Origin of the sequence: Mycobacterium sp. Marseille-P9652 (assembly GCF_902652685.1) — a bacterium.
Classification (GTDB): Bacteria; Actinomycetota; Actinomycetes; order Mycobacteriales; family Mycobacteriaceae; genus Mycobacterium.
In genome coordinates, this window is sequence record NZ_CACRUY010000009.1 from 82,607 (window position 1) to 107,037 (window position 24,431).

The 24,431-nt window shown below is 68.9% G+C and carries 20 protein-coding genes and 1 pseudogene; 18 read left to right on the forward strand and 3 right to left on the reverse strand.

Annotation, left to right across the window (positions count from 1 at the left end):
- The first annotated feature begins 14 nt into the window (after positions 1-14).
- The 5 genes from GPY60_RS07720 to ilvA all read left to right on the forward strand — a co-directional run bounded on the left by GPY60_RS07720 (position 15) and on the right by ilvA (position 5,579).
- Positions 15-1,928 carry a lysophospholipid acyltransferase gene (locus tag GPY60_RS07720; RefSeq protein WP_156687053.1) on the forward strand — a complete coding sequence of 638 codons (1,914 nt, stop codon included), beginning with the start codon at positions 15-17 and terminating at the stop codon, positions 1,926-1,928.
- Positions 1,929-2,162: 234 nt separating this feature from the next.
- Entirely contained in the window at positions 2,163-2,909 is a 747-nt protein-coding gene (locus tag GPY60_RS07725; protein WP_156687097.1) for a DUF6065 family protein, read from the forward strand.
- Between the two features lie 64 nt (positions 2,910-2,973).
- On the forward strand, positions 2,974-3,783 hold the full coding sequence (locus tag GPY60_RS07730) for a COG4705 family protein (protein ID WP_156687054.1): 810 nt from the start codon (positions 2,974-2,976) through the stop codon (positions 3,781-3,783).
- A gap of 45 nt (positions 3,784-3,828) precedes the next feature.
- Positions 3,829-4,266, forward strand: a complete 438-nt coding sequence (locus tag GPY60_RS07735) for a nitroreductase family deazaflavin-dependent oxidoreductase (protein ID WP_156687055.1) — start codon at positions 3,829-3,831, stop codon at positions 4,264-4,266.
- Positions 4,267-4,298: 32 nt separating this feature from the next.
- Entirely contained in the window at positions 4,299-5,579 is a 1,281-nt protein-coding gene (gene ilvA, locus GPY60_RS07740; RefSeq protein ID WP_156687056.1) for a threonine ammonia-lyase, read from the forward strand.
- Here ilvA and GPY60_RS07745 read toward each other — a convergent pair.
- Entirely contained in the window at positions 5,561-6,247 is a 687-nt protein-coding gene (locus GPY60_RS07745) for a pyridoxamine 5'-phosphate oxidase family protein (RefSeq protein WP_156687057.1), read from the reverse strand. The genes ilvA and GPY60_RS07745 overlap by 19 nt on opposite strands.
- A gap of 40 nt (positions 6,248-6,287) precedes the next feature.
- Between GPY60_RS07745 and GPY60_RS07750 the strand changes: the two genes are divergently transcribed.
- Entirely contained in the window at positions 6,288-7,595 is a 1,308-nt protein-coding gene (locus tag GPY60_RS07750; RefSeq protein WP_156687058.1) for an aminotransferase class I/II-fold pyridoxal phosphate-dependent enzyme, read from the forward strand.
- Here GPY60_RS07750 and GPY60_RS07755 read toward each other — a convergent pair.
- Both GPY60_RS07755 and GPY60_RS26570 read right to left on the reverse strand, forming a co-directional pair.
- Positions 7,585-8,178 (reverse strand): mismatch-specific DNA-glycosylase, encoded by a 594-nt coding sequence (locus GPY60_RS07755; protein ID WP_370462667.1) that lies wholly within the window; start codon positions 8,176-8,178, stop codon positions 7,585-7,587. The two genes, GPY60_RS07750 and GPY60_RS07755, sit on opposite strands and share 11 nt — an antisense overlap.
- Positions 8,179-8,218: 40 nt before the next feature.
- The gene (locus GPY60_RS26570; protein WP_197283588.1) at positions 8,219-8,374 is read right to left on the reverse strand and encodes a DUF6131 family protein; all 156 of its coding nucleotides are present in this window, start codon (positions 8,372-8,374) and stop codon (positions 8,219-8,221) included.
- A gap of 96 nt (positions 8,375-8,470) precedes the next feature.
- On the opposite strand from GPY60_RS26570, the gene GPY60_RS07760 reads away from it, so the two are divergent.
- The 12 genes and pseudogenes from GPY60_RS07760 to GPY60_RS07815 all read left to right on the forward strand — a co-directional run bounded on the left by GPY60_RS07760 (position 8,471) and on the right by GPY60_RS07815 (position 24,405).
- Entirely contained in the window at positions 8,471-9,133 is a 663-nt protein-coding gene (locus GPY60_RS07760) for a LuxR C-terminal-related transcriptional regulator (RefSeq protein ID WP_156687059.1), read from the forward strand.
- Between the two features lie 1,205 nt (positions 9,134-10,338).
- Positions 10,339-11,664 (forward strand): PPE family protein, encoded by a 1,326-nt coding sequence (locus GPY60_RS27515; protein WP_156687060.1) that lies wholly within the window; start codon positions 10,339-10,341, stop codon positions 11,662-11,664.
- Positions 11,665-12,114: 450 nt separating this feature from the next.
- Positions 12,115-13,392, forward strand: coding sequence for a sugar transferase (locus tag GPY60_RS07770; RefSeq protein ID WP_231639451.1), 1,278 nt, complete (start codon positions 12,115-12,117; stop codon positions 13,390-13,392).
- 45 nt (positions 13,393-13,437) lie between these two features.
- Positions 13,438-14,418, forward strand: a complete 981-nt coding sequence (locus tag GPY60_RS07775) for a GDP-L-fucose synthase family protein (protein ID WP_156687062.1) — start codon at positions 13,438-13,440, stop codon at positions 14,416-14,418.
- Between the two features lie 85 nt (positions 14,419-14,503).
- Positions 14,504-15,481, forward strand: a pseudogene (gene gmd / locus GPY60_RS07780) (GDP-mannose 4,6-dehydratase); the annotation flags it as partial.
- Positions 15,482-15,640: 159 nt separating this feature from the next.
- Positions 15,641-16,723 carry a hypothetical protein gene (locus GPY60_RS07785; protein WP_156687064.1) on the forward strand — a complete coding sequence of 361 codons (1,083 nt, stop codon included), beginning with the start codon at positions 15,641-15,643 and terminating at the stop codon, positions 16,721-16,723.
- Positions 16,720-18,120, forward strand: coding sequence for a lipopolysaccharide biosynthesis protein (locus GPY60_RS07790; protein ID WP_156687065.1), 1,401 nt, complete (start codon positions 16,720-16,722; stop codon positions 18,118-18,120). Before GPY60_RS07785 ends, GPY60_RS07790 begins: the two co-directional genes overlap by 4 nt.
- Positions 18,113-19,495, forward strand: a complete 1,383-nt coding sequence (locus tag GPY60_RS07795) for an O-antigen ligase family protein (RefSeq protein WP_156687066.1) — start codon at positions 18,113-18,115, stop codon at positions 19,493-19,495. Before GPY60_RS07790 ends, GPY60_RS07795 begins: the two co-directional genes overlap by 8 nt.
- A complete protein-coding gene (locus tag GPY60_RS07800; protein WP_197283589.1) occupies positions 19,492-21,753 on the forward strand; it encodes a glycosyltransferase in 2,262 nt (753 codons plus the stop codon). Before GPY60_RS07795 ends, GPY60_RS07800 begins: the two co-directional genes overlap by 4 nt.
- On the forward strand, positions 21,726-22,565 hold the full coding sequence (locus GPY60_RS07805; protein ID WP_197283590.1) for a glycosyltransferase family 2 protein: 840 nt from the start codon (positions 21,726-21,728) through the stop codon (positions 22,563-22,565). The genes GPY60_RS07800 and GPY60_RS07805 overlap by 28 nt, the downstream gene beginning before the upstream one ends.
- Entirely contained in the window at positions 22,562-23,785 is a 1,224-nt protein-coding gene (locus GPY60_RS07810; protein WP_156687069.1) for a GNAT family N-acetyltransferase, read from the forward strand. Before GPY60_RS07805 ends, GPY60_RS07810 begins: the two co-directional genes overlap by 4 nt.
- Positions 23,782-24,405: a YveK family protein gene (locus GPY60_RS07815; RefSeq protein ID WP_156687070.1), complete on the forward strand. Its 624-nt coding sequence runs from the start codon at positions 23,782-23,784 to the stop codon at positions 24,403-24,405. Before GPY60_RS07810 ends, GPY60_RS07815 begins: the two co-directional genes overlap by 4 nt.
- The last annotated feature ends 26 nt before the right edge of the window (positions 24,406-24,431 follow it).

Genomic DNA, 24,431 nt, shown 5'->3' on the forward strand with positions numbered 1-24,431 from the left:
ACGGCGCGGCCGGCATGAGCGGCGGAGCGGCGGCGACCGTCCGCGAGCTCGGCCGCTCGGGCGTGCGGAAGCTGTTGCAGCGCACGGGCATCGTCGGCGAATCGACCTCGCCGTTGCCCACCGACTCGGTCGAGGTCGTCCAGCTGCTGGCGACGCCCTGGTACGAGGAGCGGCTGGCCAAGCTCGCCGACGACCTGGGGCGCGACCCGGCGAGCGTGCGGGCGGAGGCCGCGGGCTATCTGCGCGAGATGGCCGCCTCGCTCGACGAGGGGGCCGTGGAGGCGTGGCGTGGTTTCAGCCGCTGGCTGATGCGGGCCTACGACGTGCTGGTGGACGAGGACCAGATCGCGCAGCTGCGCAAGCTCGACCGCAAAGCCACTCTGGCGTTTGCCTTTTCGCACCGCTCCTACCTGGACGGCATGCTGCTGCCCGAGGTGATCGCGGCCAACCGGCTCTCGCCGGCGCTGACGTTCGGCGGCGCGAACCTGAACTTCTTCCCGATGGGGACGTGGGCCAAGCGCACCGGTGCGATTTTCATCCGGCGCCAGACCAAGGACATCCCCGTCTACCGCTTCGTGTTGCGGGCCTACGCCGCCCAGCTGGTGCAGAACCACGCCAACCTGACGTGGTCGATCGAGGGCGGGCGGACCAGGACGGGCAAGCTGCGGCCGCCGGTGTTCGGGATCCTGCGCTACATCACCGACGCCGTGGACGAAATCGACGGTCCCGAGGTGTATTTGGTGCCGACGTCCATCGTGTACGACCAATTGCACGAGGTCGAGGCGATGACCACCGAGGCCTACGGCGCCACCAAGCGGCCGGAAGACCTGCGCTTCCTGATCCGACTGGCGCGCCAGCAGGGGCAGCGGCTGGGCCGCGCCTACCTGGACTTCGGTGAGCCGCTTCCGTTGCGTCAGCGCCTGGAGGAACTGCGCGCCTTGGAAACCTCGGCATCGGGGACCGGCACCGAGATCGAGCGCATCGCCCTGGACGTCGAGCACCGGATCAACCGCGCCACGCCCGTCACACCCACCGCGGTGGTGAGCCTGGCGTTGCTCGGTGCGGACCGTTCCCTCTCGATCAGCGAGGTGCTGGCCACCGTCCGGCCGCTGGCCAGCTACATCGCCGCCCGCAACTGGGCGGTGGCCGGGGCGGCCGACCTGACGAATCGCTCGACGATCCGGTGGACCCTGCACCAGCTGGTCGCCTCCGGCGTGGTGACGGTTTACGACGCCGGCACCGAGGCGGTGTGGGGGATGTGTCCCGACCAGCACCTGGTGGCCGCGTTCTACCGCAACACCGCCATCCACATCCTGGTCGACCGCGCCATCGCCGAGACGGCGTTGCTCGCCGCGTCCGAAACGGCCGAGACCTCCGCGGACGGTTCGGTTCTGCCGGCCGCCGTGCGGGACGAGGCGCTCAGCCTTCGGGAGCTGCTGAAGTTCGAGTTCCTGTTCTCGGCGCGGGCGCAGTTCGAGAAGGACCTGGCCGACGAGGTCCGGCTCATCGGGCCCGCCGAGCCGCCGGTGGATACCACCCGGGCCGCCAGCGCGGCCGAGGTGCGGCGCCTGCTCGAAGAGGCGGACCTGCTGCTGGCGCACCTGGTGCTGCGTCCGTTCCTGGACGCCTACCACATCGTCGCCGACCGGCTGGCCGCTTACGAGGACGAGGCGTTCGACGAGGAAGCGTTTCTCGCCGAATGCCTTCAGGTCGGCAAGCAGTGGGAGCTGCAGCGCAGGATCGCCAGCGCCGAATCGAGGTCGATGGAACTGTTCAAGACCGCGCTGCGCCTGGCCCGGCACCGGGAACTCGTCGACGGTGGCGACGCGTCCGACATCGGGCGGCGGCGCCGCGAGTTCGCCGACGAGATCGCCACGGCGATCCGCCGGGTCAACACGATCGCGGAGATGGCCAAAACGCAGTTTTGAGCGCGCCGATCCGGGGCCGGCCCGCGAGCGGTCGCCCGAGGGATTCACCTTCTCGTCAACCACTGTCGGTAGGCTTCGGCCGGGCCAGCCGATATGCGGTCGCGATGCGGGGTGTGACGTGCGCATCGTGCCCCGGGGGGAAGGGATTCGACAGCTGTGACAACGGATTCGGCGCCGCGCTCAGACGACCCGGCCGGTCAGAATGGTGATGACGTTGCCGGTCCGGTTCGGCCGCTGATCGGATTTGTCGCCGGCGGCAATGTGCCGCCGATCGTGCCGGCGCCCGTTGGGCGGCCGTGGATGTCAGAGAAGTCGTTGAGCTGGGCCAACCGGTGTTTGCCCATGCTCATCGCCAACCAGAGTGGCTGGGAGCTGCGCAACCCCTGCGCGTTCACCGCCGCGTGGATGGGCCGAGACGATCGTCTGGGGGTGACAATCACACCCGACAAGCGCGACGCGGGCCAGTTACTGCCCTGCAGCGAGTTCGGTCATGGGATCCTGACCTGGCACCTGCCCCTGCTGTTCCGCACCCCACCCGGCTACAACTTGTGGGTGCGGGGACCGGTGAACTATCCGAAGGACGGCGCGTGGCCGTTGGAGGGCGTCGTCGAAACCGACTGGGCCAGTGCGAGGTTCAGCATGAGTTGGAAGCTCACCCGCCAATTCATGCCGGTGCGGTTCGAGGTCGACGAGCCGATCTGCCTGCTCGTCCCGCAGCGCCGGCGCGAGCTTGAAGAATTCAGGCCCGAACTCAGGCCGATCGAGTCCGACGAAGATCTTCGCCGCAAGGACGAGGTGTTCCTGCAATCCCGCTACGAGCTCGGGCAACGTCAGGCGGCCGCCCACGCCGACACAGTCGCGGGTATCCCGTGGCAGGGCGACTACGCGCGGGGCAGACACGCCGACGGTGACGCGGGGGCCCCGGATCACCAGGCCCGCCGCCGCCTGCATCCCTTCGCGGGGGAACGCGGCGCGACCTAGAGTTGCGCGTATGCCGCTCGAACTAATGCGGCCACACCCCCCCGAGCCGGAAGAGCACTGACTGATGAGTGAGGTCACGAGCGAGGCGCTCACCAAGGTGCCGGCGGTCACCCTGGGGTTCTGGATCATCAAGATCCTGGCGACGACGCTGGGCGAAACCGCCGGCGACACCGTGACGATGACGCTGAACTGGGGCTACGTGGCCGGCGTCGTCCTGTTCGGGTCCGCGCTGCTCATCCTCGTTGCCGCGCAGATCGTCGCCAAGCGCTTCCACGCGAGCCTGTACTGGGCGACCATCGTCGCCTCGACGACGTTCGGCACCACGCTGGCCGATTTCGCGGATCGCTCGCTGGGGATCGGCTACACCGGCGGATCGCTGCTGCTGCTCGGCTGCCTTCTGGCAACCCTGGGGCTCTGGCGGTGGTCGGAGGGCACGGTATCTGTGAGCACCGTGTCGACGCCGAAGGTCGAGGCCTTCTACTGGGCGACCATCACTTTCTCGCAGACGCTGGGCACCGCGCTGGGCGACTGGCTCGCCGACACCCGCGACTTCGGTTACGAGCGGGGCGCGTTGGTGTTCGCCGGCGCCCTGCTGGTGGTCGTGGCCCTCTACTACTGGACCGGGTTGTCGCGCGTCGCGCTGTTCTGGGTCGCGTTCATCCTGACGCGGCCGCTGGGCGCGACAGTCGGGGACTTCCTCGACAAGCCGGTCGCCGACGGCGGCCTGGCGCTCAGCCGGCCGCTGGCCTCGGCGGTGATCGCCGCCGTCATGATCGGCTTGATCGTCGTCCTGCCGCAGCGTCCGGGCCGTCACCCCGGCGGGGCCGAGGGGCGCGCGCCGGCCGCGGACGCGGACGACGAGGTGGCGCAGTGATTCCGCATGCGGCGCCCGCGCCGCGCCGCGCCTAGAGTTGGGCGTATGCCGCTCCAAGGTGAATACGCGCCCAGCCCGTGGGATTGGTCCCGGGAACAAGCCGACAAGTACGCCGAATCCGGCGGTACCGAGGCCGCCGACATGAAGGGCAAGCCGATCATCCTGCTGACTACCGTCGGCGCCAAGACCGGCAAGCTGCGCAAGACGCCGCTCATGCGCGTCGAGCACGGCGGCGAGTACGCCGTCGTCGCCTCGCTGGGCGGCGCGCCGAAGAACCCGGTCTGGTACTACAACATCAAGAAGAACCCGCGGGTCGAGTTGCAGGACGGCTCCGTCACGCGCGACTACGAGGCGCGGGAGGTGTTCGGCGACGAGAAAGCCGCCTGGTGGGAGCGCGCCGTCGAGGCCTGGCCGGACTACGCCGACTACCAGACGAAGACCGACCGCCAGATCCCGGTGTTCGTCCTCACCCCGGTGAGCTAATCCCTGGTGGCCCGGCATGGCACCATTGATCGGTGTCCGCCGAACTGAGTCAGAGCCCGAGCGTGGCACCGCTGTGCGCGGCTGACATCGAGGGGGCGGCGAAACGGATCGCCCCGGTGGTCGCGCCGACCCCGTTGCAGCTGAGCGACCGGTTGTCGTCGATCACCGGCGCGCAGGTGTACCTCAAGCGCGAGGACCTGCAGATCGTCCGCTCGTACAAGCTGCGCGGCGCCTACAACCTGCTGGTGCAGCTGTCCGACGAGGAGCTCGCGGCCGGGGTCGTGTGCTCGTCGGCCGGCAACCACGCGCAGGGCTTCGCCTACGCGTGCCGGGCGCTCGGTGTGCACGGCCGGGTCTACGTGCCGGCCAAGACGCCCAAGCAGAAGCGCGACCGGATCCGCTACCACGGCGGGGAGTTCATCGAGCTGATCGTGGGCGGGGCGACCTACGACCTGGCCGCCGAGGCGGCGCTGGCCGACGTCGAACGCACCGGCGCCACATTGGTGCCGCCGTACGACGACCTGCGCACGATTGCCGGCCAGGGCACGATCGCCGTCGAACTGCTCGACCAGCTCGAGGTCGAGCCCGACGTGGTGGTCGTGCCGGTGGGCGGCGGCGGTTGCATCGCGGGGATCACCACCTACCTGGCCGAGCGGACCGCCAACACGTCGGTGCTGGGCATCGAGCCCGCCGGCGCCGCCGCGATGATGGCCGCGCTGGCCGCCGGTGCACCGGTGACGCTGGATCACGTCGACCAGTTCGTCGACGGCGCCGCGGTCAAGCGAGCCGGCACGCTGCCGTATGCCGCGCTGGCCGCCGCCGGTGACATGGTGTCGATCACCACGGTCGACGAGGGTGCGGTGTGCACCGCGATGCTGGACCTGTATCAGAACGAGGGCATCATCGCCGAGCCGGCGGGCGCGCTGTCGGTGGCCGGCCTGCTTGAGGCGGACATCGAGCCCGGCTCGACGGTGGTGTGCCTGATCTCGGGCGGCAACAACGACGTGTCGCGCTACGGCGAGGTGCTGGAGCGGTCGCTGGTGCACCTGGGGCTCAAGCACTACTTCCTGGTCGACTTCCCGCAGGAGCCGGGTGCGCTACGCCGGTTCCTCGACGAGGTGCTCGGGCCGAACGACGACATCACCCTTTTCGAGTACGTCAAGCGCAACAACCGGGAGACCGGTGAGGCGCTGGTCGGCATCCAGCTGGGGTCGTCGGCCGATCTGGAGGGCCTGATGGCCCGGATGCGGGCCACCGACCTGCACATCGAGGCCCTCGACCCCGGCTCGGCCGCCTACCGATACCTGCTCTGACCGGCCGGAGATCCGAGGTAAGCCGGTAGCGGTGTGGCCGCGTCGAGGTCGGCCGACGGCACCGGTGCGCCCCTCTCGAGGCTCAGCGGAACGACGCCAGCCCAGTGCGGCAGCGGTAGATCCTCCGCGTCGTCGACCGGGGGACCGGTGCGCACCTTGGCCGAGACCTCGGCGAGGTCGAGGGCGAGCATCCCGGTCGCGGCCAGTTCGCGTGCGTTGGGGCTTCGGCAGTCGGTGGCGCGGCCCGGCGCGATGTGGTCGAGCAGGCTGCCCAGGGCGCGCGCCTTTTCCGCCGCGTCGTCGACGACGCGAGCCGCGCCGACCGCGACCACCGAGCGGAAGTTCACCGAATGGTGCATCGCCGAGCGGGCCAGCACCAGACCGTCGACCAGGGTGACCGTCACGCACACCGGCAGGCCGGACCCCGAGGCCTCGGCCGCCCTGGCCGCCAGCAGGGGACCGCAGCCGGTCGACCCGTGCAGGTAGAGCGTTTCGCCGAGGCGGGCGTGGGTGGTCGGCAGGACCACCGGCCGCCCGTCCCTGAGGTATCCGAGGTGGCAGATCAGGGCCTCATCAAGGATGGCGTGGACGGTGTCGCGGTCGTAGCGCGCGCGCTCGCGGTAGCGGGTCGGCGTGGTGCGTGGGGTGGGTTCGTAGGTGATGTCCACGTGATTGCCTTCAGTATTGTTCTAGTACATAATATATCTCGTGCCAGTACAATATACGGGAGCTGGGGCGGAATCCATAGCCGCCAGCGTCGAAGAGGCGATCTCGAGCGGTGGACTCGCGCCGGGCGACCCGCTGCCGCCCGTGCGTGAGCTGGCCGCGCAACTCCGGGTCAACGCCAACACCGCCGCCGCGGCCTACCGCCTGCTGCGCGACCGCGGCGTCGTCGAGACGGCCGGCCGGCGCGGCACCCGGGTGCGGCACCGCCCCGCGACGACGCCGCGGTCACTGTTGGGGCTCGACGTTCCCGCTGGCGCGCGTGACCTGTCCACCGGCAACCCGGATCCGGCCCTGCTGCCCATCGCCCTGGTTGACATGCCGCGGGCCAGGCCGGTGCTTTACGGCGAACCGGCGATGTCGGCGGAGCTGGTGGAGCGCGCCCGAGCAGCGCTCACCGCCGACGGCGTGCCCGCCGACCATCTCGCGGTGACCAGCGGGGCGCTGGACGGCATCGAACGGGCGCTCGGCGCGCACCTGCGTCCCGGCGACCGGGTGGCGGTTGAGGATCCCGGCTGGGCAAATCTGCTCGATCTGCTTGCGGCGCTTGGTCTTTCCCCGCATCCGGTGCGGGTCGACGACGACGGCCCGCTGCCGGAGGATGTGCGCCGCGCGCTCGCCGGCGGCGTGCGCGCGCTCCTGATCACGAACCGGGCGCAAAACCCCACTGGCGCGGCGTTGTCCGCGGACCGGGCCGGCGAACTGCGAGACCTGGTGGCCGGTCGCGACGTGATGGTCGTCGAGGACGATCACTGCGCGGGTATCTCCGGCGCCCCGCTGCACACGTTGGCCGGCTCGACCGAGCGCTGGGTGTTCGTGCGTTCGGCGTCCAAGGCCTACGGGCCCGACGTTCGGGTGGCGACGCTGACGGGGGACCCCCGCACCGTCGAACGGGTGCAGGGGCGTCTGCGGTTGGGGCCGGGATGGGTGAGCCATCTGCTGCAGGACCTGGCGGTCCGCCTGTGGTCCGACGGGGCGGCGGCGCGCCGCGTCGCCGCAGCGGAGAAACAATACGCGGACAACCGAACACGGCTGTGTCGCGCGTTGGCCGGGCGCGGCGTCGTCGCGCACGGCCGGTCGGGGCTCAACGTGTGGGTTCCGGTGCCCGACGAGACCGTCGCGGTCACGCGGCTGCTCGCCGCCGGATGGGCCGCGGCGCCGGGCGCGAGGTTCCGCATCCGCACCCCGCCGGGCATCCGGCTGACCGTCGCCACTCTGGCCGCCGACGAGATAGATCGGCTCGCCGAATCGATCGCCGATGCCGTGCTGACCGGCGGCCGGTTCAGCGTGTAGCGATGCCGGCGGCGCGGGCGACCTCGCCGTAGGCCGCCGCGAGACCCTCCAGCGACGCATGAGCGTTGCGGCCGCTCGGGTTGGGGACGACCCACAGTTCCGTTGCGGGATAGGGCGATACCTGCCTGCCGGCGCGCGCTCGGCTGTCGCCGAAAGCGTCCCGGAAGGCCGTGATTCCCAGGACGGCGACAACCTTCGGGGAGTACTGCCGAACCGTCCGGTCCAGCTTGCGCCGGCCCTCGACGAGCTCCGCGGGCGTGAGCTCGTCGGCGCCCGCCGTGGCCCTCTCGACGAGGTTCGTGATGCCGATCCCGCGGCGCAACACGTACTCTCGGTCGGCCGGCGCGAAGCCCGACGAGGCGTCGATCAGATGATCGGTGATGCCCGCGCGGTAGAGTGCCGGCCAGAACCGGTTGCCGCGGGGGGCGAAATGGGCTTGCACCGCAGCGGTTCTCAAGCCGGGATTGATTCCGACGAACAGAAGCTGGACCTCGCCCGAGATCAGGTCCGGCAGCGTCTTACCGCTGAACCGCCTCAATTCGTCGCGGCCGAACCGGACTCCGTCCCGCGCAGCGTTGGCCACACCGCAGTATTGCAGGAGGGTCCGGTCGGACCGCGGCCGATCAGTACCAGTGCCGGCGGCCAGCAACCGCACGCCCGGTGGAGCCGAGGATCCACAGGACCGCGCCGATCACGAGCACGACGATCCCGATGGTCCACAGGATGGAGATCTTGAGCAGGAATCCCGCGATCAGCAGGATGATTCCGAGAATGATCACGACGAGCCTCCCTGTAGTTGTGATGACGTTGACGGCCTCAGTCGACCACCCCTTAGGGGGGTGGCAATACACCCCTAGGTAGGTAATGTTCCGGGCATGCCACCCCGTGAGCCGATCACCGTCGCGCTGGTCGACGACTACGACGTGGTCGTCAAGGGCGTGGCCAACATGCTCGATCCCTACCGCGACCGGATAGTCGTCGCCGAGCTCGACTCCACCATGCCCGTCGAGGACACCGTCGACATCGTCCTGTATGACTCGTTCGCCCAGCCGGAATCCGACCACGAGGAGATCGGCGTCCTGGTCGCCAATCCGCGGGCGCACCGAGTTGTGGTGTACACGTGGAACTTTCATCCCGACCTCGTGGATAGCGCCCGGCGGCAGGGCGCGCACGGCTACCTGTCCAAGACACTGCCGGCGCGCGAGCTGGTGGCGGCACTGGAGGCCGTGCATTCCGGTCAGGAGATCGTCAGCGACGTGCCGCCGCGTACCCGCAGCGCACCCGGTCTGGACTGGCCGGGCCGCGGCGAGGGGTTGAGCGACCGTGAGGCGGAAATCCTGGCGTTGATCACGCAGGGCAAGAGCAACGCCGACGTCGCCCGGCTGACCTACCTCAGCCCGAACACCGTGAAGTCTTACATCCGAACGATTTACCGCAAGCTCGGCGTTGGCAGCCGCACCCAGGCCGTGCTGTGGGGTGTCGATCATGGCTTCACGCCCGACCACCACCGCATCGAGCACTGGCGCGGCGGGCCGTAACGCGGCCCTCATCGCGGGTTCCGTCGGCCGCTCGGGACGCCGCGTCACGACAGTCGGCGGCAGTGATCCTCGTCTCATTCGGCGACCGGGCCGAAAGAGGGGTCAGATCGGGGCGACGGGGGCCATAACGCCTGCTGAGCGCCCCTGGGGCTCCCGTTGATTCGGTCAGATCGCCGCTTCCTCGCCGCCGAAGCCCACGAGGGGGTGATGCGGCGAGTGTCACGGCGCCGAGGCCGTCGTAATTGCGGCCGTCTCCGACTGTGGTGATCGACTCCGGCGCGCAAGCCTTCAACTCGGGCACGGTCCCGAACGGCTATAGCGAAGCCATTTCTCGGCCGCCGCGAAAAGCGCAACCCTTGGAGGTTCACCGGAATATCGGTGGCGGACAAAGATCGAGAAAGTTGGGATCGGCGATTTCGTTGCGGCGCTCACGGGCCGAAATGCCCGAGCATCCCCGAAAGCGCTGGGGCAGAACGTAATCCAGGCCCAGCGTGGTCGAGGTGCCCATGGGAGACGATCGCTTTCGCTCGAGAAGCGTGCGCGGTCTTGTCGGGGCGTATCCGCAATTCTGCACACGCCCATACTCAGTTTCTAGTGACCGCCCGATCCGAATGCGAACGGCGTTTTCACCGCCGTTGCCCGAGTGGGCGTTCGACCACTCGAAAAGGTCGTTGACGAGCCCTTTCTCGGTTCCCTCAAAGACGGGCCGCATTTGCGAGCGGGCGCATCAGGGCACTCCCCGGGCCCATCAATCTGCGGAAACCGCAAGTCGGTTCGAGCGGTTGCAAACCGACCGGAGGTATGTAAAGTTCGAGCGGACGGGTTTCGGGTACCCATCAGCGGGCGGGATTGCAGTGCAGCGAGATCGGCTCGCACGGGCCGGTTCTCTCGGGGGGATAGATGTTTTTTGTGATGACACGCGCAGCCGTGTCCTCATCCGGGTCGGGGCGACCGCGCGGCATCGGCTGCGCGGGCCACCGGGATGTTTCTGCGAAATGCCAACCGGCCGAGCGGTTTAACGCCGCCGCCGAGGCGGCGCACACGGCCGTGCGGTTCGCCGCGGCGACCGTTCCATTCCAGCGGTTGAGGACACATGCCGCCGGGGTCGATCGACGACTCGTCAGCTCGCGGGGAACCGGTGCGGGTTCCCGTGCGTGCGTCGAGCGCGCCGACTCCGTCATCACCCCCTAGTCCGCGCATTCGCCATGGATTACGGGGCTTTCCCGCCGGAGTTCAACTCCGGGCGGATGTACGCTGGGCCGGGTTCGGGCCCGATGTTGACCGCCGCGGCGGCCTGGGACGCGTTGGCGGCCGAATTGAGTTCTGCGGCTTCGGCTTACGGGTCGGCGATATCGTCGCTGACCAGCGGGCCGTGGATCGGGCCGTCGGCGACGGCCATGGATGCCGCTGCCACGTCCTACGTGGAGTGGATGACCGCGACGGCAGCTCAGGCCGAACTGGCGGGCGCGCAGGCGCGGGCGGTGGCGGGCGCGTTCGACGCAGCGTTCGCAATGACGGTGCCGCCGCCGGTGATTGCCGCGAACCGCGCCCAGCTGATGGCGCTCATCGCCACCAACTTCCTCGGCATCAACACACCGGCGATAGCCGCGACGGAAGCAGAATACGCCGAGATGTGGGCGCAGGATGCGACGGCGATGTACAGCTATGCCGGGAACTCGGCGGCGCTGACCTCGAGCGTCACACCGTTCACCGCGGCGCCGCAGACGACCAGCGCCGGCGGGCTCTCCGCGCAGACGGCGGCCGGCGCTCAGTCGGCCGGCACGTCGATCGGTGGTGCGCAGTCGACGTTGTCCGAACTGGTCTCGTCGATACCCGAGACGCTGCAGGGCCTCGCCTCACCCAATGCGTCCGCCGCGGGCGGGGGACTCCTGGGCAATCTGTCCAGCGACAGCCTGACGACGATGCTCCTGGGCCAAAACGGTGACAACGCATCGCTGTTCGCGATGTTCATGGCCACCAACGCCTTGGCCCCGCTGTTCAACCCGAGCACCTTCCTGGGCTTCGCTCCGCAGACGGCGGCCGCAGCGGTGGCCGACGGGGCCGAGGCCGCGGCGGCCGACGGTGCGGCGGCCGCCGACGGAATCGGCGCCCTCACCGGCCTGAGCGGAATGGAGGGCCTGGGTCAGGCAGCCGCCGTCGGCGGCCTGTCGGTCCCGGCGAGTTGGGGGTGGGCGGCGGCCGGGTCGCCCGCGATGCTGACCGGTTTCCCGGCCATGATGCCGATCGCGTCGGTCGACCCGAATATCGGTGGCGGCCTGGGTCTGCCCATGATGCTGGGCGGCCCGTCAACGGGGGCCGCAGCCGGAGCGGGCGGTAAGGCGGGCAAGTACGGGCTGCCGCTCGCCGCCGTCATGACCCGTCCGCCGGCGGCGGGATACGGGCCCGCGGCAACCGGTCCCGCCGCCGCGGCCTACCCGGTCCCGGCCGGCTTCCCGACGAATGGCCACGCGCCGCCGGGATACCAGCCCGCGATCGTGTACCTGCCGTCGAACGGAAACGCGTCAGCCTAGGCGTGACAACGGGAGCCGGCCGTCCCGATCGGACGGCAGCTCAACAGGTTTTTCGAATTGCACCAGGGGGAGGGCTTTCCATGACCGCAATCAGCGGCTCGTTACCACAAGCAACGACGGCGTGCCGTCCATCGACTTCCGCCGCGGTCGGGTCTCACCGTGGAGGGCACCGGTGATGACCGTGGCGGCTGCGGATCCAACTCGGGTCGGTCGGGCACCATGACGCGGCCCGAAGCCCTCGATGTGCCGGAGGCCGGACTGAGTACGGTCCTGAATCCTCGCGGGGTCGCTGGCGGTTCCCGCGGTCGAACGTGGAATGGGCGCCTGCAAGTCGTCGACACGGCGGCAACGGACGCTCCCGCGGCGCACCGGGATCGCGACCTTCGGCGGGGCGTATGGCTACTCAGCCGTGTCCGGGCATGGATGTGCGTGCCGCCCATGGATTTCGCGATGATGGCTCTCCCAATCGTGTGGCGGCCGTACCAGATTCATGCGGTGTTGGTGATGGCCGTCTTGGGCCTGTTTCTGCTCTCGGGCGGCGGCAGGTATCGCGCGCGGCTGCACCTGAGCGTCCTCGACGAACTGCCCACCATCGTGGCGCGATTGCTGACCGCCGCGGCTGCCGTCGCCCTCATCATCGCCCTGCTTCACCAGAAGGAGGCCGTGCTGATGTTCCTCGACACGGCCTGCCTGGCAATCCTGCTTGTGGTGGGCGGACGGGTCATCACCACGCAGTTGATCGCGCTGGGCCGACGTTCGGGAATCACCAGGCACCACACCGTCTGCATCGGTGGTGGCCCGCTGGCGGCCGAACTGGCCAAGATCCTCGGCGAGCATCGCGAATACGGCCTGGCGGTACACGGTTTCGTCGACGACGGCGACGACCACCATGCCCAGGCGGAGGTGCCGCGCCTCGGCACGCTGCGCGAACTCGACGCGGCGGTCAAGGCGACGTCCGCCGACGTGCTGCTGATCGCCGACGGCAACTTCCAGGAACGCGTGCTCCTTGATGCCGTGCGCACGCCCGCGTGTCACCGGACCGACCTGCTGATCGTCCCGCGCATGCATCACTTCCACACGCAGACCGGAATGGCGGACCACATCGGCTCCATTCCGGTGATGCGGATCCGCACGCCCAACCTGCGCGGGCCGTCGCGGCTGATCAAGCGAATGTTCGACATCGTCATCGCGCTGACGGCCGCGGTGCTGGCGGGGCCGTTGATGGTGGTGGCGGCGGTCGCGGTGCGCATCGAAGGCGGCCCCGGGATCCTGTTCCGGCAGACCAGGATCGGACGAAACGCGAAGCGCTTCGAAGTGCTCAAATTCCGCACGATGAAGCCGGCCGACAAGGCGGAGTCGGACACGACCTGGTCGGTGGCCACCGATCCCCGCGTGGGCCCGGTCGGCCGGTTCCTCCGCCGCACCTCGATCGACGAGCTGCCTCAGCTGTGGAACATCATCCGGGGAGACATGACGCTGGTCGGTCCGCGTCCCGAGCGACCGCACTTCGTCGAGCAATTCTCCGCGCAGTTCGACCGGTACGCCCACCGGCACCGGGTCCAGGCCGGGCTCACCGGCCTCGCACAGGTCAGCGGGCTGCGGGGGAACACCTCGATCGCCGACCGGGCCCGATACGACAACTTCTACATCGAGAACTGGTCCCTGTGGCTGGACATGAAGATCGTCCTGCGGACCTTCACCGAGGTCGTCTTCCGCGGGGGCCGGTGATGGGAGGCGAGGATGCGCGAAACCGATCGACGCCGAAAGGGGCGGATGGCCGTGGTTGATACGCAACCGATTCCGCGAGACGCGCGGGTGTATGTCGCCGGACATAAGGGACTTGCCGGATCGGCAATCTGGCGCGCCATGCGTGATGCCGGCTTTCGCAACATGTTCGGTGTGTCGTCGCGTGAGGTGGATCTGCGGGAGCGAGACGCCGCCTTCTCCTACGTGCGGTCGGTGCGTCCGGACGTCGTCGTCGTGGCGGCGGCGCGCGTCGGCGGGATCGTCGCCAACAGCGCGCGCCCCGTCGACTTCCTGTCCGACAACCTGCGGATCCAGGTCAATGTCTTGGACGCCGCGCTGGCCGCGGGCGTCGGCCGGCTGCTGTTCCTCGGCTCGTCGTGCATCTACCCCAAACACGCCGAGCAACCGATCAAGGAATCCAGCCTGATGACCGGCGATTTGGAGCCGACCAACGACGCGTACGCGGTGGCGAAGATCGCCGGGCTGACGCAGGTCGCCGCGGTTCGCCGTCAGTACGGCATGGCGTGGATCTCGGCGATGCCGACGAATCTCTATGGGCCCGGGGACAACTTCGACCGCGAGGGCTCGCACGTCTTGCCGGGGTTGATCCGCCGCTTCCACGAGGCCGCGCAAGAAGGACGCGACGAAGTCGAGCTGTGGGGGAGCGGAACGCCGCGCCGCGAGTTCCTGCATTCCGACGACCTGGGCCGGGCCGTTGTGTGCCTGTTGGACTCCTATGACGCGCCCGAGATCATCAATGTCGGCTCGGGACAGGACATCAGCATCCGCGAGCTGGCCGAACTGGTCGCCGAGGTCGTCGGGTTCGGGGGCCGGATCGTCCAGGACCGAACCCGCCCGGACGGAACCCCGCGGAAGTTGCTCGACGTGTCACGGATCAGCGATCTGGGCTGGCGGCCGACCATCGGCCTGCGATCGGGCCTGGAGAGCACCTACCGCTGGTTCCTCGAGCATCACGAGGGCGCCCGGCTCGAGGCGGTGCGTCGATGAGCGTCGTGACGATCGCCGGACGACCCGAAAAACGCTGTGCAACAACGATCGGCCGAGCTGCGGCCCAGGAGCCGGGGAGGCGCGCATGAAGAAGGCTCTGATCACCGGAATCACTGGTCAAGACGGCTCTTATCTGGCGGAGCTACTGCTCGAGAAGGGCTACGAGGTCCACGGTGTGATCCGGCGAGCCTCCACGTTCACCACGTCGCGGATCGAGCATCTCTACACCGATCCGCACGAGGACGGGGCGCGCCTCTTCCTGCACTACGGAGACCTGACCGACGGCTCACGGCTCGTCACGCTCCTCGAGAAGGTCCGTCCCGACGAGGTGTATCACCTTGCGGCGCAGTCGCATGTGCGGGTGAGCTTCGACGAGCCGGAGTTCACTGGCGACACGACGGGTGTCGGCACCACTCGGCTGCTGGAGGCGATCCGCATGATCGGGCTGGACTGTCGCTTCTATCAGGCCTCGAGCTCGGAGATGTTCGGCGCGACGCCACCGCCGCAGAACGAGCTGAGCCCGTTCCATCCCCGCAGTCCGTACGGCGTCGCCAAGGTGTACGGCTACTGGATGGCCCGCAACTACCGCGAGGCGTACGGCATGTACGCGGTCAACGGGATTCTTTTCAATCACGAATCACCGCGCAGGGGAGAGACTTTCGTCACTCGCAAGATCACGCGTGCCGTCGGGCGCATCAAGGCGGGCCTCGACAGGGAGCTGTACCTGGGCAACCTGGATGCGGCTCGGGACTGGGGCTATGCCAAGGACTACGTCGACGGCATGTGGAGGATGTTGCAGGCACCGGAGCCCGATGACTATGTGCTCGCGACCGGGACGTCGTACACGGTGCGCGATTTCGTCAGGGTCGCGTTCGAGCATGCGGGGCTCGACTGGGAGAAGTACGTCAAGTTCGACCAGCGCTACGTGCGGCCCGCCGAAGTGGACTCCCTCGTCGGTGACGCCTCCAAGGCGGAGGCGCTGCTCGGCTGGAAGCCGCAGGTCTACATGCACGACCTGGCCCGGCTCATGGTGGACGCCGACTGCCGGGCCGCCCACGCCCAGGCCGCGCGCGATGAGACCGATCGGCAGCCGCAGAGAGCTGACGGCGGGGCGGTGACGGCCCTGCGTTCCCACCGGCGCTGGGAGCCGCAACCACGGCTGGAGGAAAAGAATGCCCTCGGCGCTTCGTAACCATCCACGTGACGGGGAACGGCGGAATCCATGAATCCCGAGGAAGCCGAAGAATTCACCAAGGGGCTCGATCAGATCGTCTCGGGCGTCTGGCGTCAGGTGGACGAGGGCGCGCGACTGGGTGTGCCCCAAGCGCTTGGCCTTTCCACCAGCGAATGGGCCCAGACGCGGCTCGGCAAGTCCCCCGCCGCCGACGCCCAGGCGCCTCCGCAAGCGGCCGAAGATGCGGCGCCCCTTCACGCAGAGGAGGGGGGCCGGCATCAACTCGTGACGGACGGCGCGTCCGCCTCCCGCGGCGAACTGCAACTTCGCCAGGGGACCGCCCGACGAAATGTCCGACGCGGACCCAAGATTTGGCTGGTCGTTCCCTTCTGCGGCGCCATCGGGCTGCTCGGGGGCCTGGCGGCGACGGCCGCGACGACGCCGACCTACGAGGCGGAGTCGGCTGCCTTCGTCAGCATGACGGCCCTCCCGGTCGACGATCCGAACAGCAATGACCCGTTCGGGAGCTCGCAGTTCGCGTTGCAGCGCGTGCAAAGTTATGCGCAGCTCGCGACGTCGCCGCAGGTAATCCAGGGAGCGATGCGCGACCTTCACCTCGGTGACGGCGCCGCCCCGGACGTGAAGGTGACCACCACCGGCGGCGTGATGCTCTGGGTCACCGCTACGGATCGCGACCCGCACACCGCGGCGCGGATGGCCGACGCCGTCATGGCGAACCTGGTGCGCTCGGTAGCCACGCTGGAGGCGGGCGGCGGCCCGCATTCACCGATTCAGCTGGTGCCGGTGCAGCCGGCGATCGTTCCGGACGCACCGGAAGGCAACGGCGCCCTGGTCAAGACGTTGATCGGGCTGCTCGGCGGAGTGGGCCTGGGCGGGGCCGCCTACTACGTCATCCGGTCGCGCTACGGCGGCAGACACCAGAAGGGCGCGGCCAGAGGGTATCGGAGGCCACCCGTCCGGCCCTCCCGGCCACGTCCACGCCAGGAATTGGCACCCTCCTTCGAGCCGCCGGCCCGCCCGGAAGCGAAGCCGGAGCGCCGCGTCGACGGCGACGTCATGGTGCTCCGCATCGGCGATGGACGTGAGTTCCCCCGGCGGCCGGGCCAATGACGACGAAGACCCTGCCGACCGTCCTGCCTGGTGAAGCCCATGGCGGCGTGGAGAGCGTTGAGCCGCAACCTATCTGGCGGCTGATACTGACCTCGGGCGGCGCGCGCTTGGTGGTGCTCCCCGTAAGCGCGGTCTGCGGGCTGGTGGTCGCGCGGCTGACGACACTCGCCGTGGGTATCGATCAGTTCGGTGTCGTGATGCTCGTGGCGACGCTGAGTCAGCTCCTGATGTTTGCGGACCTCGGCGCGGGCGCGGCAGTCGCCACCGGACGAACGCAAGCGCACGACTCGCCGTCGGCGACCGAGCAGTTTCGGCGGACCATGCTCACGGCTATCCGCACCACCCTGGCGGCCGCCGTCGTGCTGGGCTTGCTCGCCGTCGTCCTCGGCCTGGCCGGAGTCTGGCCGGCGCTGCTGGGCATGCACGGCGGCGTCGGCGACGGGGCCAATCTCGCTGCCGTGCTGGCGCTGTCGGCGTTCAGCGTTTCGATACCCTTTGCCCTCGGGGCGGACGTGCTCCGGGGGAGTGGGCGACTGCACGAAGCCGTTGTCCTGGGCGGGGTTTCCGGCCCGGCGTCCCTCGCGATGACGGCCGCGCTGTACCTGATGCACGCCCCGCCGCTGGCGTACGCGCTGCCGATTCCGGTCGGTTTGCTGCTCGGCTATGTCCTGTCGGCCATGCGGGCCCGGCACACCGACAAGCGGATCATGGGCGGGCTGCTGCGCAAGGTGCTGCGCCCGAGGCGATTCCCGGGTGCTGCGATATCCGCAACTGCCGCACCGATGTTCGTCGTGATGATCGGGCTGCCGCTGGCGCTGCAGTCGGACCGCATCGTGCTCGCGCACCGCGTCGCCCCGGTGGCGCTGTCCGGCTATTCCTACGTGGCCCAGCTCTACGCGCCGCTGTGGTCGGTCATCTCCGTTGCGGGACTGGCGCTGTGGCCTCACTTCGCGGCCGACAACCTGGCCGTCGACGCACTTCGGAGGAGCTGGCTGACGGGACTGAAGATCCTCGGTGGCGCCGGGGTGGTCGCCGCGGGCTGCTTTGTGGCGCTGAGCCCCGTTGTCGTCGTATGGATGAGCGCGGGGACCGCACGCCCGGGGTGGTCCATGCTTCTCGCGTTCGCCGCGCTGCTGGTGGTGCAGTCGCTGCACCTCACCTCCGGCATCATGCTGATCTCGCCGGAACAGCTGCGCTTCCAGGCGGTCTGCGTCGTCGTTCTCGTTCTCGTGAACCTTCCGCTTTCGTGGGTCCTGGCCGGATCCTGGGGCCCGTCCGGTCCCGTGTGGGCCTCGGCGATCACCGTGGCCGCCTGTCAGCTGGTGCCCGGGGCGGTGGTCGCGAACCGGATCGCGTCACCCCGCGCCGAGGCGCCCGGGAAGGCACCCCGTGGCTGACTCGATCACCACCGCGGTCATGGTCACCCTCAGCGTGGTGGCCGTTCTGATCCTGTTCAGCGGGCTGCGGAAAATCCGAGCGGCGGGGGAGTGGTCGCGCACCGCGACGTTCGGCGCCGTGATCATCGTGACGACCACCAGCCTGGTCGAGGTGGCCGTGACCTACCTCGGCAAATGGACCAAGGTGCGCAACGCCTACAAGACCGTGACCTGGGTCAAGCCGGACCTGGCACACCAAGCCAACCGGTTGATCCTGGTGCTGCTGGCCGTCAGCGCCACCGCAGTCTTCGTGGTGATGCTCAAGCGGCGCGGTACGCTGATCAACCTTCCCGCAGTGCTTTTCATGCTGATCGAAGTCGTTTCGGCGGAGTCGGCGTTGCTGCACGGCGACAACCCCTTCCGGCCCTTCTCGCTGGTCTTCCTGACTGTCGTCCTCGCATGCACGGTGGCGCCGCGGGGATTGGGAATTCACATCGGCGTCGGCACGGCGTGCACGATCGCCGCGATTGCGAGCGGCTTCACGTTCCTGATCCAGCGAGACTTCAGTGTCTTCTCCTGCAGCGTGGGCACTTTCACGTCGGACAAATGCGGGCTGTTCGACTTCGACTTCCGGGGCACCATGGAGAACGAGAACGCCCTGGCAATGTATCTCGCGCTGGCGATGCCGTTCGTCTACCTGGGTTTCGGCTCGTGGGAGGGTCCTGCCCTCAGCGGCTACATCCTGTGTCTCGCCCTCATGACCGGCGGCCGCTCGGGCATGACCGCCGCCGCCGTCACTTTCCTTGCCCTGCTTGTGTTTCGACCCAACGTCCGAAGGGGAAACGCCGCGGCACCGGTACGCAACGCATTGCTGTACGCCGGGCTTGGCGCGATGGCCGTGATCGGCTTCGTGACACCGTTCCTGACCACCGACCCGGACGCCTACCACGGACGGGCCGCGTTGTGGATCATGGCGCGGGAGGCCCTCACCGACCCGGCCACCCTGATCCACGGAACCGGGATGTACGGATGGCAGCACGTGCGCGACAGCGGGATGATCGACCCGTCCGCGTCGTACTCCGTTCACAATCAATGGCTGCAGGTGTTGTTCTCGACCGGGCTCCTGGGCCTCGTTCTGTACCTTGCCGCGCTGGGCGTGCTGATCTGGCAGTCCCGGCGCGGCTACAGCCTGGTCATCGGGTGCGTGCTGCTGCCGGTCTTCATGCTGTCGCTGACCGAGCGGCCCTGGCCGCTCGACTTCACCGACTGGCTGACGTGGGCGTGCCCGGCGGCCTTACTCAGTTATCCGGCGGTGCGACGCCTCCCGAGATCGACCGGGCGGGAAGACGTGTCGCAGCCACAGTCCGGCCACACCGTCGCGGAGTTGGTCCCGTGACGGTGAACGGCGGGCGCAGCGTTTCGGTGTGCGTCAACGGCAAGTGGCTAGCGCAGCCCGCGTCCGGTACGCAGCGGTACGCGACGGGGGTGATGCGCGCCGTCAGCGCCACGCCGATCGCGCCACACGTGACGCTGATCGTGCCGCGGGATGCGACGGAACCGCCCTGGGCGGGGCGCTTCCGGATCGTCCGGTCCCGCCTTCGGGGCCAGCTGTTCGAGCAACTGGCGTTGCCGTGGCTGTCCCGGGGAGCGCACCTGTATTCGCTTGCCGGGCCCGCCCCGCTTCTCAAGCGCAAGCAGACCGTGGTCATGCACGACGCCATGCCGTTTCGCTGCCCGGGCACGTTCCGGTTGGCCTTCATCGTCTGGTACCGCTTCATGTACACGGTGCTGTCGCGAACCGCGACGCGGCTTTTCACGGTGTCGTCGTTCAGCCGGACGGAACTCTCCTCCGTGTTGGGCGTTCCGGAACGCCGATTCGAGCTGGCCCCCTGCGGGGCCGACCATGTGGACGCCCGGCCCCTCGCGGATGCGGGCACCCCGCTCCCATTCGCTCCCGGGTCGTACGCCCTGATCGTCGGCAACCTGGCTCCGCACAAGAATGTGATCGCCGCGGCCGGTGCGCTTTCCGGCGGCGGCGTGCCCGTCGTCGTGGTCGGGGGCGCCCAGCAGGTATTCCGCGACGTCGCGCCGGACCGCCCCAGCGCCGTGTGTTTCCTCGGCCGCATCGACGATCGGCAGCTGCGGCGGCTGTACGGCACCGCCGGAGTGCTCGTGGCCGCGTCCAGCTACGAGGGTTTCGGACTGCCGATCGTCGAGGCGGGCAGGCTGGGGTGCCCCGCGGTGTATGCGACGGGCTCCGCGTTGACCGAAGTGGCCGGCGAGAGCGGATGCGGCTTCCCGCCGGGAGATTGGGACCGCTGCGTCGAAGTGGTCAGGCGGATCCTCTCCAGCACCGACCTTCGCCATGAGCTTGCCGCACGCGCGCGAAGCAACGCCGCCCGATTCACGTGGGCCGGCGCCGCCGACAAAATCTTCGCGGGCGCCAAGCCCGCACACGACGACGGGAGGCGCGTGCCGTTGCGCGTGTTGCACGTCACGGAGACGTTCTCGGCGGGAACCGGCTCCGCGATCATCGGATACGCCCGGGCCGTCCGCGACCACGGCGTCGAATCGATGCTGCTGGCACAGGATCGCGGATCGGGCCTGCTGACGGAACTCGGCGGATCGTCCCCGTTCACCGCGGCGCGCATCGTCGGTCCGGGCTTGGCGAACCTGTGGCGGGCGATCGGGTCGGCGGTCAAGGAGGACAACCCGGACATCGTTCACCTGCATTCGTCGATGGCCGGCGGGGTGGGGCGGCTGCGGCTTGCCCTCGGGCACACGCCGATCGTCTACAGCCCCCACTGCTTCGCATTCGAGCGGCGCGACGTTTCCCCGATGCGCAGGTGGGCTTTTCACGGTGTCGAGTTTCTCCTTGCGCGACGGACGGGCGCGTTCGTGTGCGTGAGTCCCCACGAGGCCGGGCTCGCCAGGCGGCTGGCGTCGAGGGCCGACGTGGTTCACCTGCTGAACTCCTTCTCCCCGGCGCCGGCGACCTCGGCCTTCGGTTCCATGCCCGGCGCGGACGCGGCCGCGATGCGGATCGTGACGGTGGGAAGGGTTGCCCCACAGAAGGATCCGGGCCTGTTCGTCCGGATCGTGACGATGCTCGCCGACGCCGGTGACGTTCACGCCACCTGGGTTGGCGATGGGGCCGGCAATGCGCGCGACGCCCTGGAATCGGCCGGTGTGTCGGTGACCGGCTGGCTACCGGTAGAGCAGGTCCCGGCCGCGATGGCGAGCCAGACCGTGTACCTGCACACGGCGGGATGGGAGGCCGCCCTGCCGATCGCGGCGATCGACGCCATGCAGGCCGGGCTTCCGGTAGTGATGCGGCGCAACGCCGCCTACCATTCGATGCTGCCCGACGACTGGCAGTTCGATGACGCCCCATCGGCGGCCGAGATGATCCGGGCCCTCGCCCGCCGGCCGGCGCGCCAGCGTCGCATCCGTGAGCAGTTCGAGCTCCTCGTCGAATTGCGCAAGGACAACCCCGCGCTTGTCCTCCCACCCGAATACCGCCGCCTGTTTCAGAAGTCGAAGGCAGGACCGCGCGCTGGCACGTCCCACTCCGACGGCGGGACGCTCCCAACCGGACACGACAGCACGATCATGAAGGAGAGCTGGTGGCGAAACCGCTATACAGCATCGTGACGATCACCTTCCAGAACCTGGAAGGTCTGCAGCGCACGGTCGAATCGCTACGGTCCCAATTCTATTGCGACTTCGAACACATCGTCATCGATGGCGGCTCGACCGACGGCTCCCGGGAGTGGCTGGCGGCCGGCTTCGACGGGACCTGGGTGAGCGAGCCGGACCGCGGCCGCTACGACGCGATGAACAAGGGTGCCCGCCTGGCCCGCGGCGAGTACCTGTGGTTCATGCATGCCGGCGACGTCTTCGGCGACGCCGGGGTCCTGACGCGCGTCGCGGCCGCGATCGATGAATGCGGTGACCGTCGTCCGGGGTGGATGTACGGCCTCGCTCGCGTGGTGGGTCCGGACGGGGGTGTGCACTCCACCCTCGGGTTCGTCCCCTTCAAGATGTTCAACTCCGCGATCATGCAGCGCCCGATCCCGCACCAGGCCAGCGCGATACGGCGCGACCTGTTCTGGGAGTTGGGTGGGTACGACGAGGAGTTCGGCCTGGCGGCCGATCAGTTGCTGATCATGCGTGCCGCCGCCGCGTCGCCGCCCCTGCCCCTCGCCGATTTCCTCTGTGACTTCGACTGCACGGGAATCAGCGCGGAGGTGTCCTGGTGGAGCTACTACCGCAACAACGTGCGGATCCGCCGTAGCCTGGACGCCCCGATCATGCGCTGGCGGACGCTGGACAACGTGCTGGCGTTGGGCTGGGCGGTTTCTCGTTTCCTCGCCCAAACCTTCCGCGCCGCGGCCCTGAGGCCGGAGAGCTCTCCGCCGCAGGCCATTTCGGCGACGCCGGCCCTCGCGGGAGGACCGCGATGAACGGGCGGATCGAGGTCACCGCGGTTCGCCGATTCGACGAGCTGGCCGCGATCCGCAAGGAGTGGGCCGGCCTGCACGAGGATGCGGCGCCCGGCTCGCCGTTCGAACACCCGGCATGGGCCGAGACGTGGGCGAAGTACTACGTACCCGAGGCCGACCTGGAGTGCGTCGCGGTGCGGGACCACGCACAGAGCGACTCGCTCATCGGCTTCGCGCCGCTCTACCGGCGCCACAGGGGCGTGGCCGGGGTCGGCGCCACCTGCCTACAGCCCCTGGGCACGGGGCGCCACCAGGCCCTGACCGAGGTTGTCCAGGTGCTCGCCCGGCCCGAGCGCACGAGTGACGTCATGCGGGCGGTGCTCCACCACCTCGAATCGCTGGAAGGCTGGAACTGGGCGCACCTTTCCCTCGGGCCTACCCAGGGCTGGTTGGTGCCGCAATGGCTGGACGACCATGCCAACGCGATGCTTCGGCACATCAAGACACGTCCGTGTGTCGTCTTCGACGACCTGCCGACCGATGTGGCCGGCCTCAAGTCGCGGCTCAAGCGCAACGTGCGGGAATCGATCCGCCGTAGCCGCAACCGCTCGGCGAAGCTCGGCTCGATGACTTTTCGGAGCGCCTCGGACGTCGCAGAACTCGACGCGACGGTGCCCAAACTCGTGGAGCTGCACCGCATGCGCGCCGCGATGCCGGGCAAGGTGGAGCACGCCGACATCCTCGGCGGGATGGAAAGCGCATTCCTGGCCGACACGGTGCAACACTTCGCCGAATACGGGCTCGCCCGCATCTACGTGGCCGAGCACGCCTCAGAGCCTGTGGCGGCCCAACTCGTGCTGTCCGACGGCCGCACCGACTACGTGTCCGTCAGTGGCCTGGACCCCCGCTACTGGGACTTCAGCCTCAACACGATGCTGATCTACAACGCGCTGGAGGATGCGGTCTCGCTGAGGCGGACCGCGCTCAACCTCTCAACCGGGCCCGGGGTCGCGAAAAACCGCTGGAGTTCGACGATCACCACCTATCACGATTTCGCGATCGTGCGTCCCGACCGCCGATCCCGTTGGCTGTACGGCGGTTTCACCCACGCCAGCCTGGCGCTCGACCACTACCACGAGGCGAGGCTGCACCGCACCAGGGACGACACCAAGCTCACCCGCAGGGTGCGCGAAGCCAGCCGTCGCGCGGCGGACGTCGTTCGGACGAGGGGAGTGGCATGAGAGTCGATACCGCGCTGCGGGCCATGATGCACAGGTGGCTCATCATCGCCGCCATCACCGGGGCGATGGCGGCGATGGGGGCGATCTTCGCCGTGTTCAATCCGCCGATGTACAAGGCGACCGCCGAGGGGTTGTTCTCGGTCGCTTCGCCGGAAACCAGGACGCCGTACGCGATGGCCAACGGCTCCCAGTACATCCTGGACCGGATGACCAGCTACGCGCAGCTGGGCAAGACCACCCCGGTGCTGACCCCGGTCGTAAACGGGCTGCACCTCGACGAAACGCCGTTGACGCTCACCGGACGCGTGACCTCGAAGAGTTCGGCAGACAAGGCCATTCTGGACGTGAGCGTGGAGTACAACGATCCGGTGATGGCGGCCCGCATCGCGGACGCCACACTGGCGCAGATCGGCCAGGCCGTGTCTCGCGTCGAGAACGGCAACGTCAAAGTCACGGCGGTGGGTCCGGCGGTGGTGCCGCGGCCATCGTCGCGGCTGCATCTCCTCATTCATGCCGGGGTGGGCGCGATCGCCGGATTGGTGCTCGGGTCGTTCGTGGCCGTCGGGTTGGAGTTCCTGCGCGAACGGGCGGCATGGCGGCGGGCCGTACCGCTGTCCTGACAAGCGATCCCGTTCCCTACCCGATG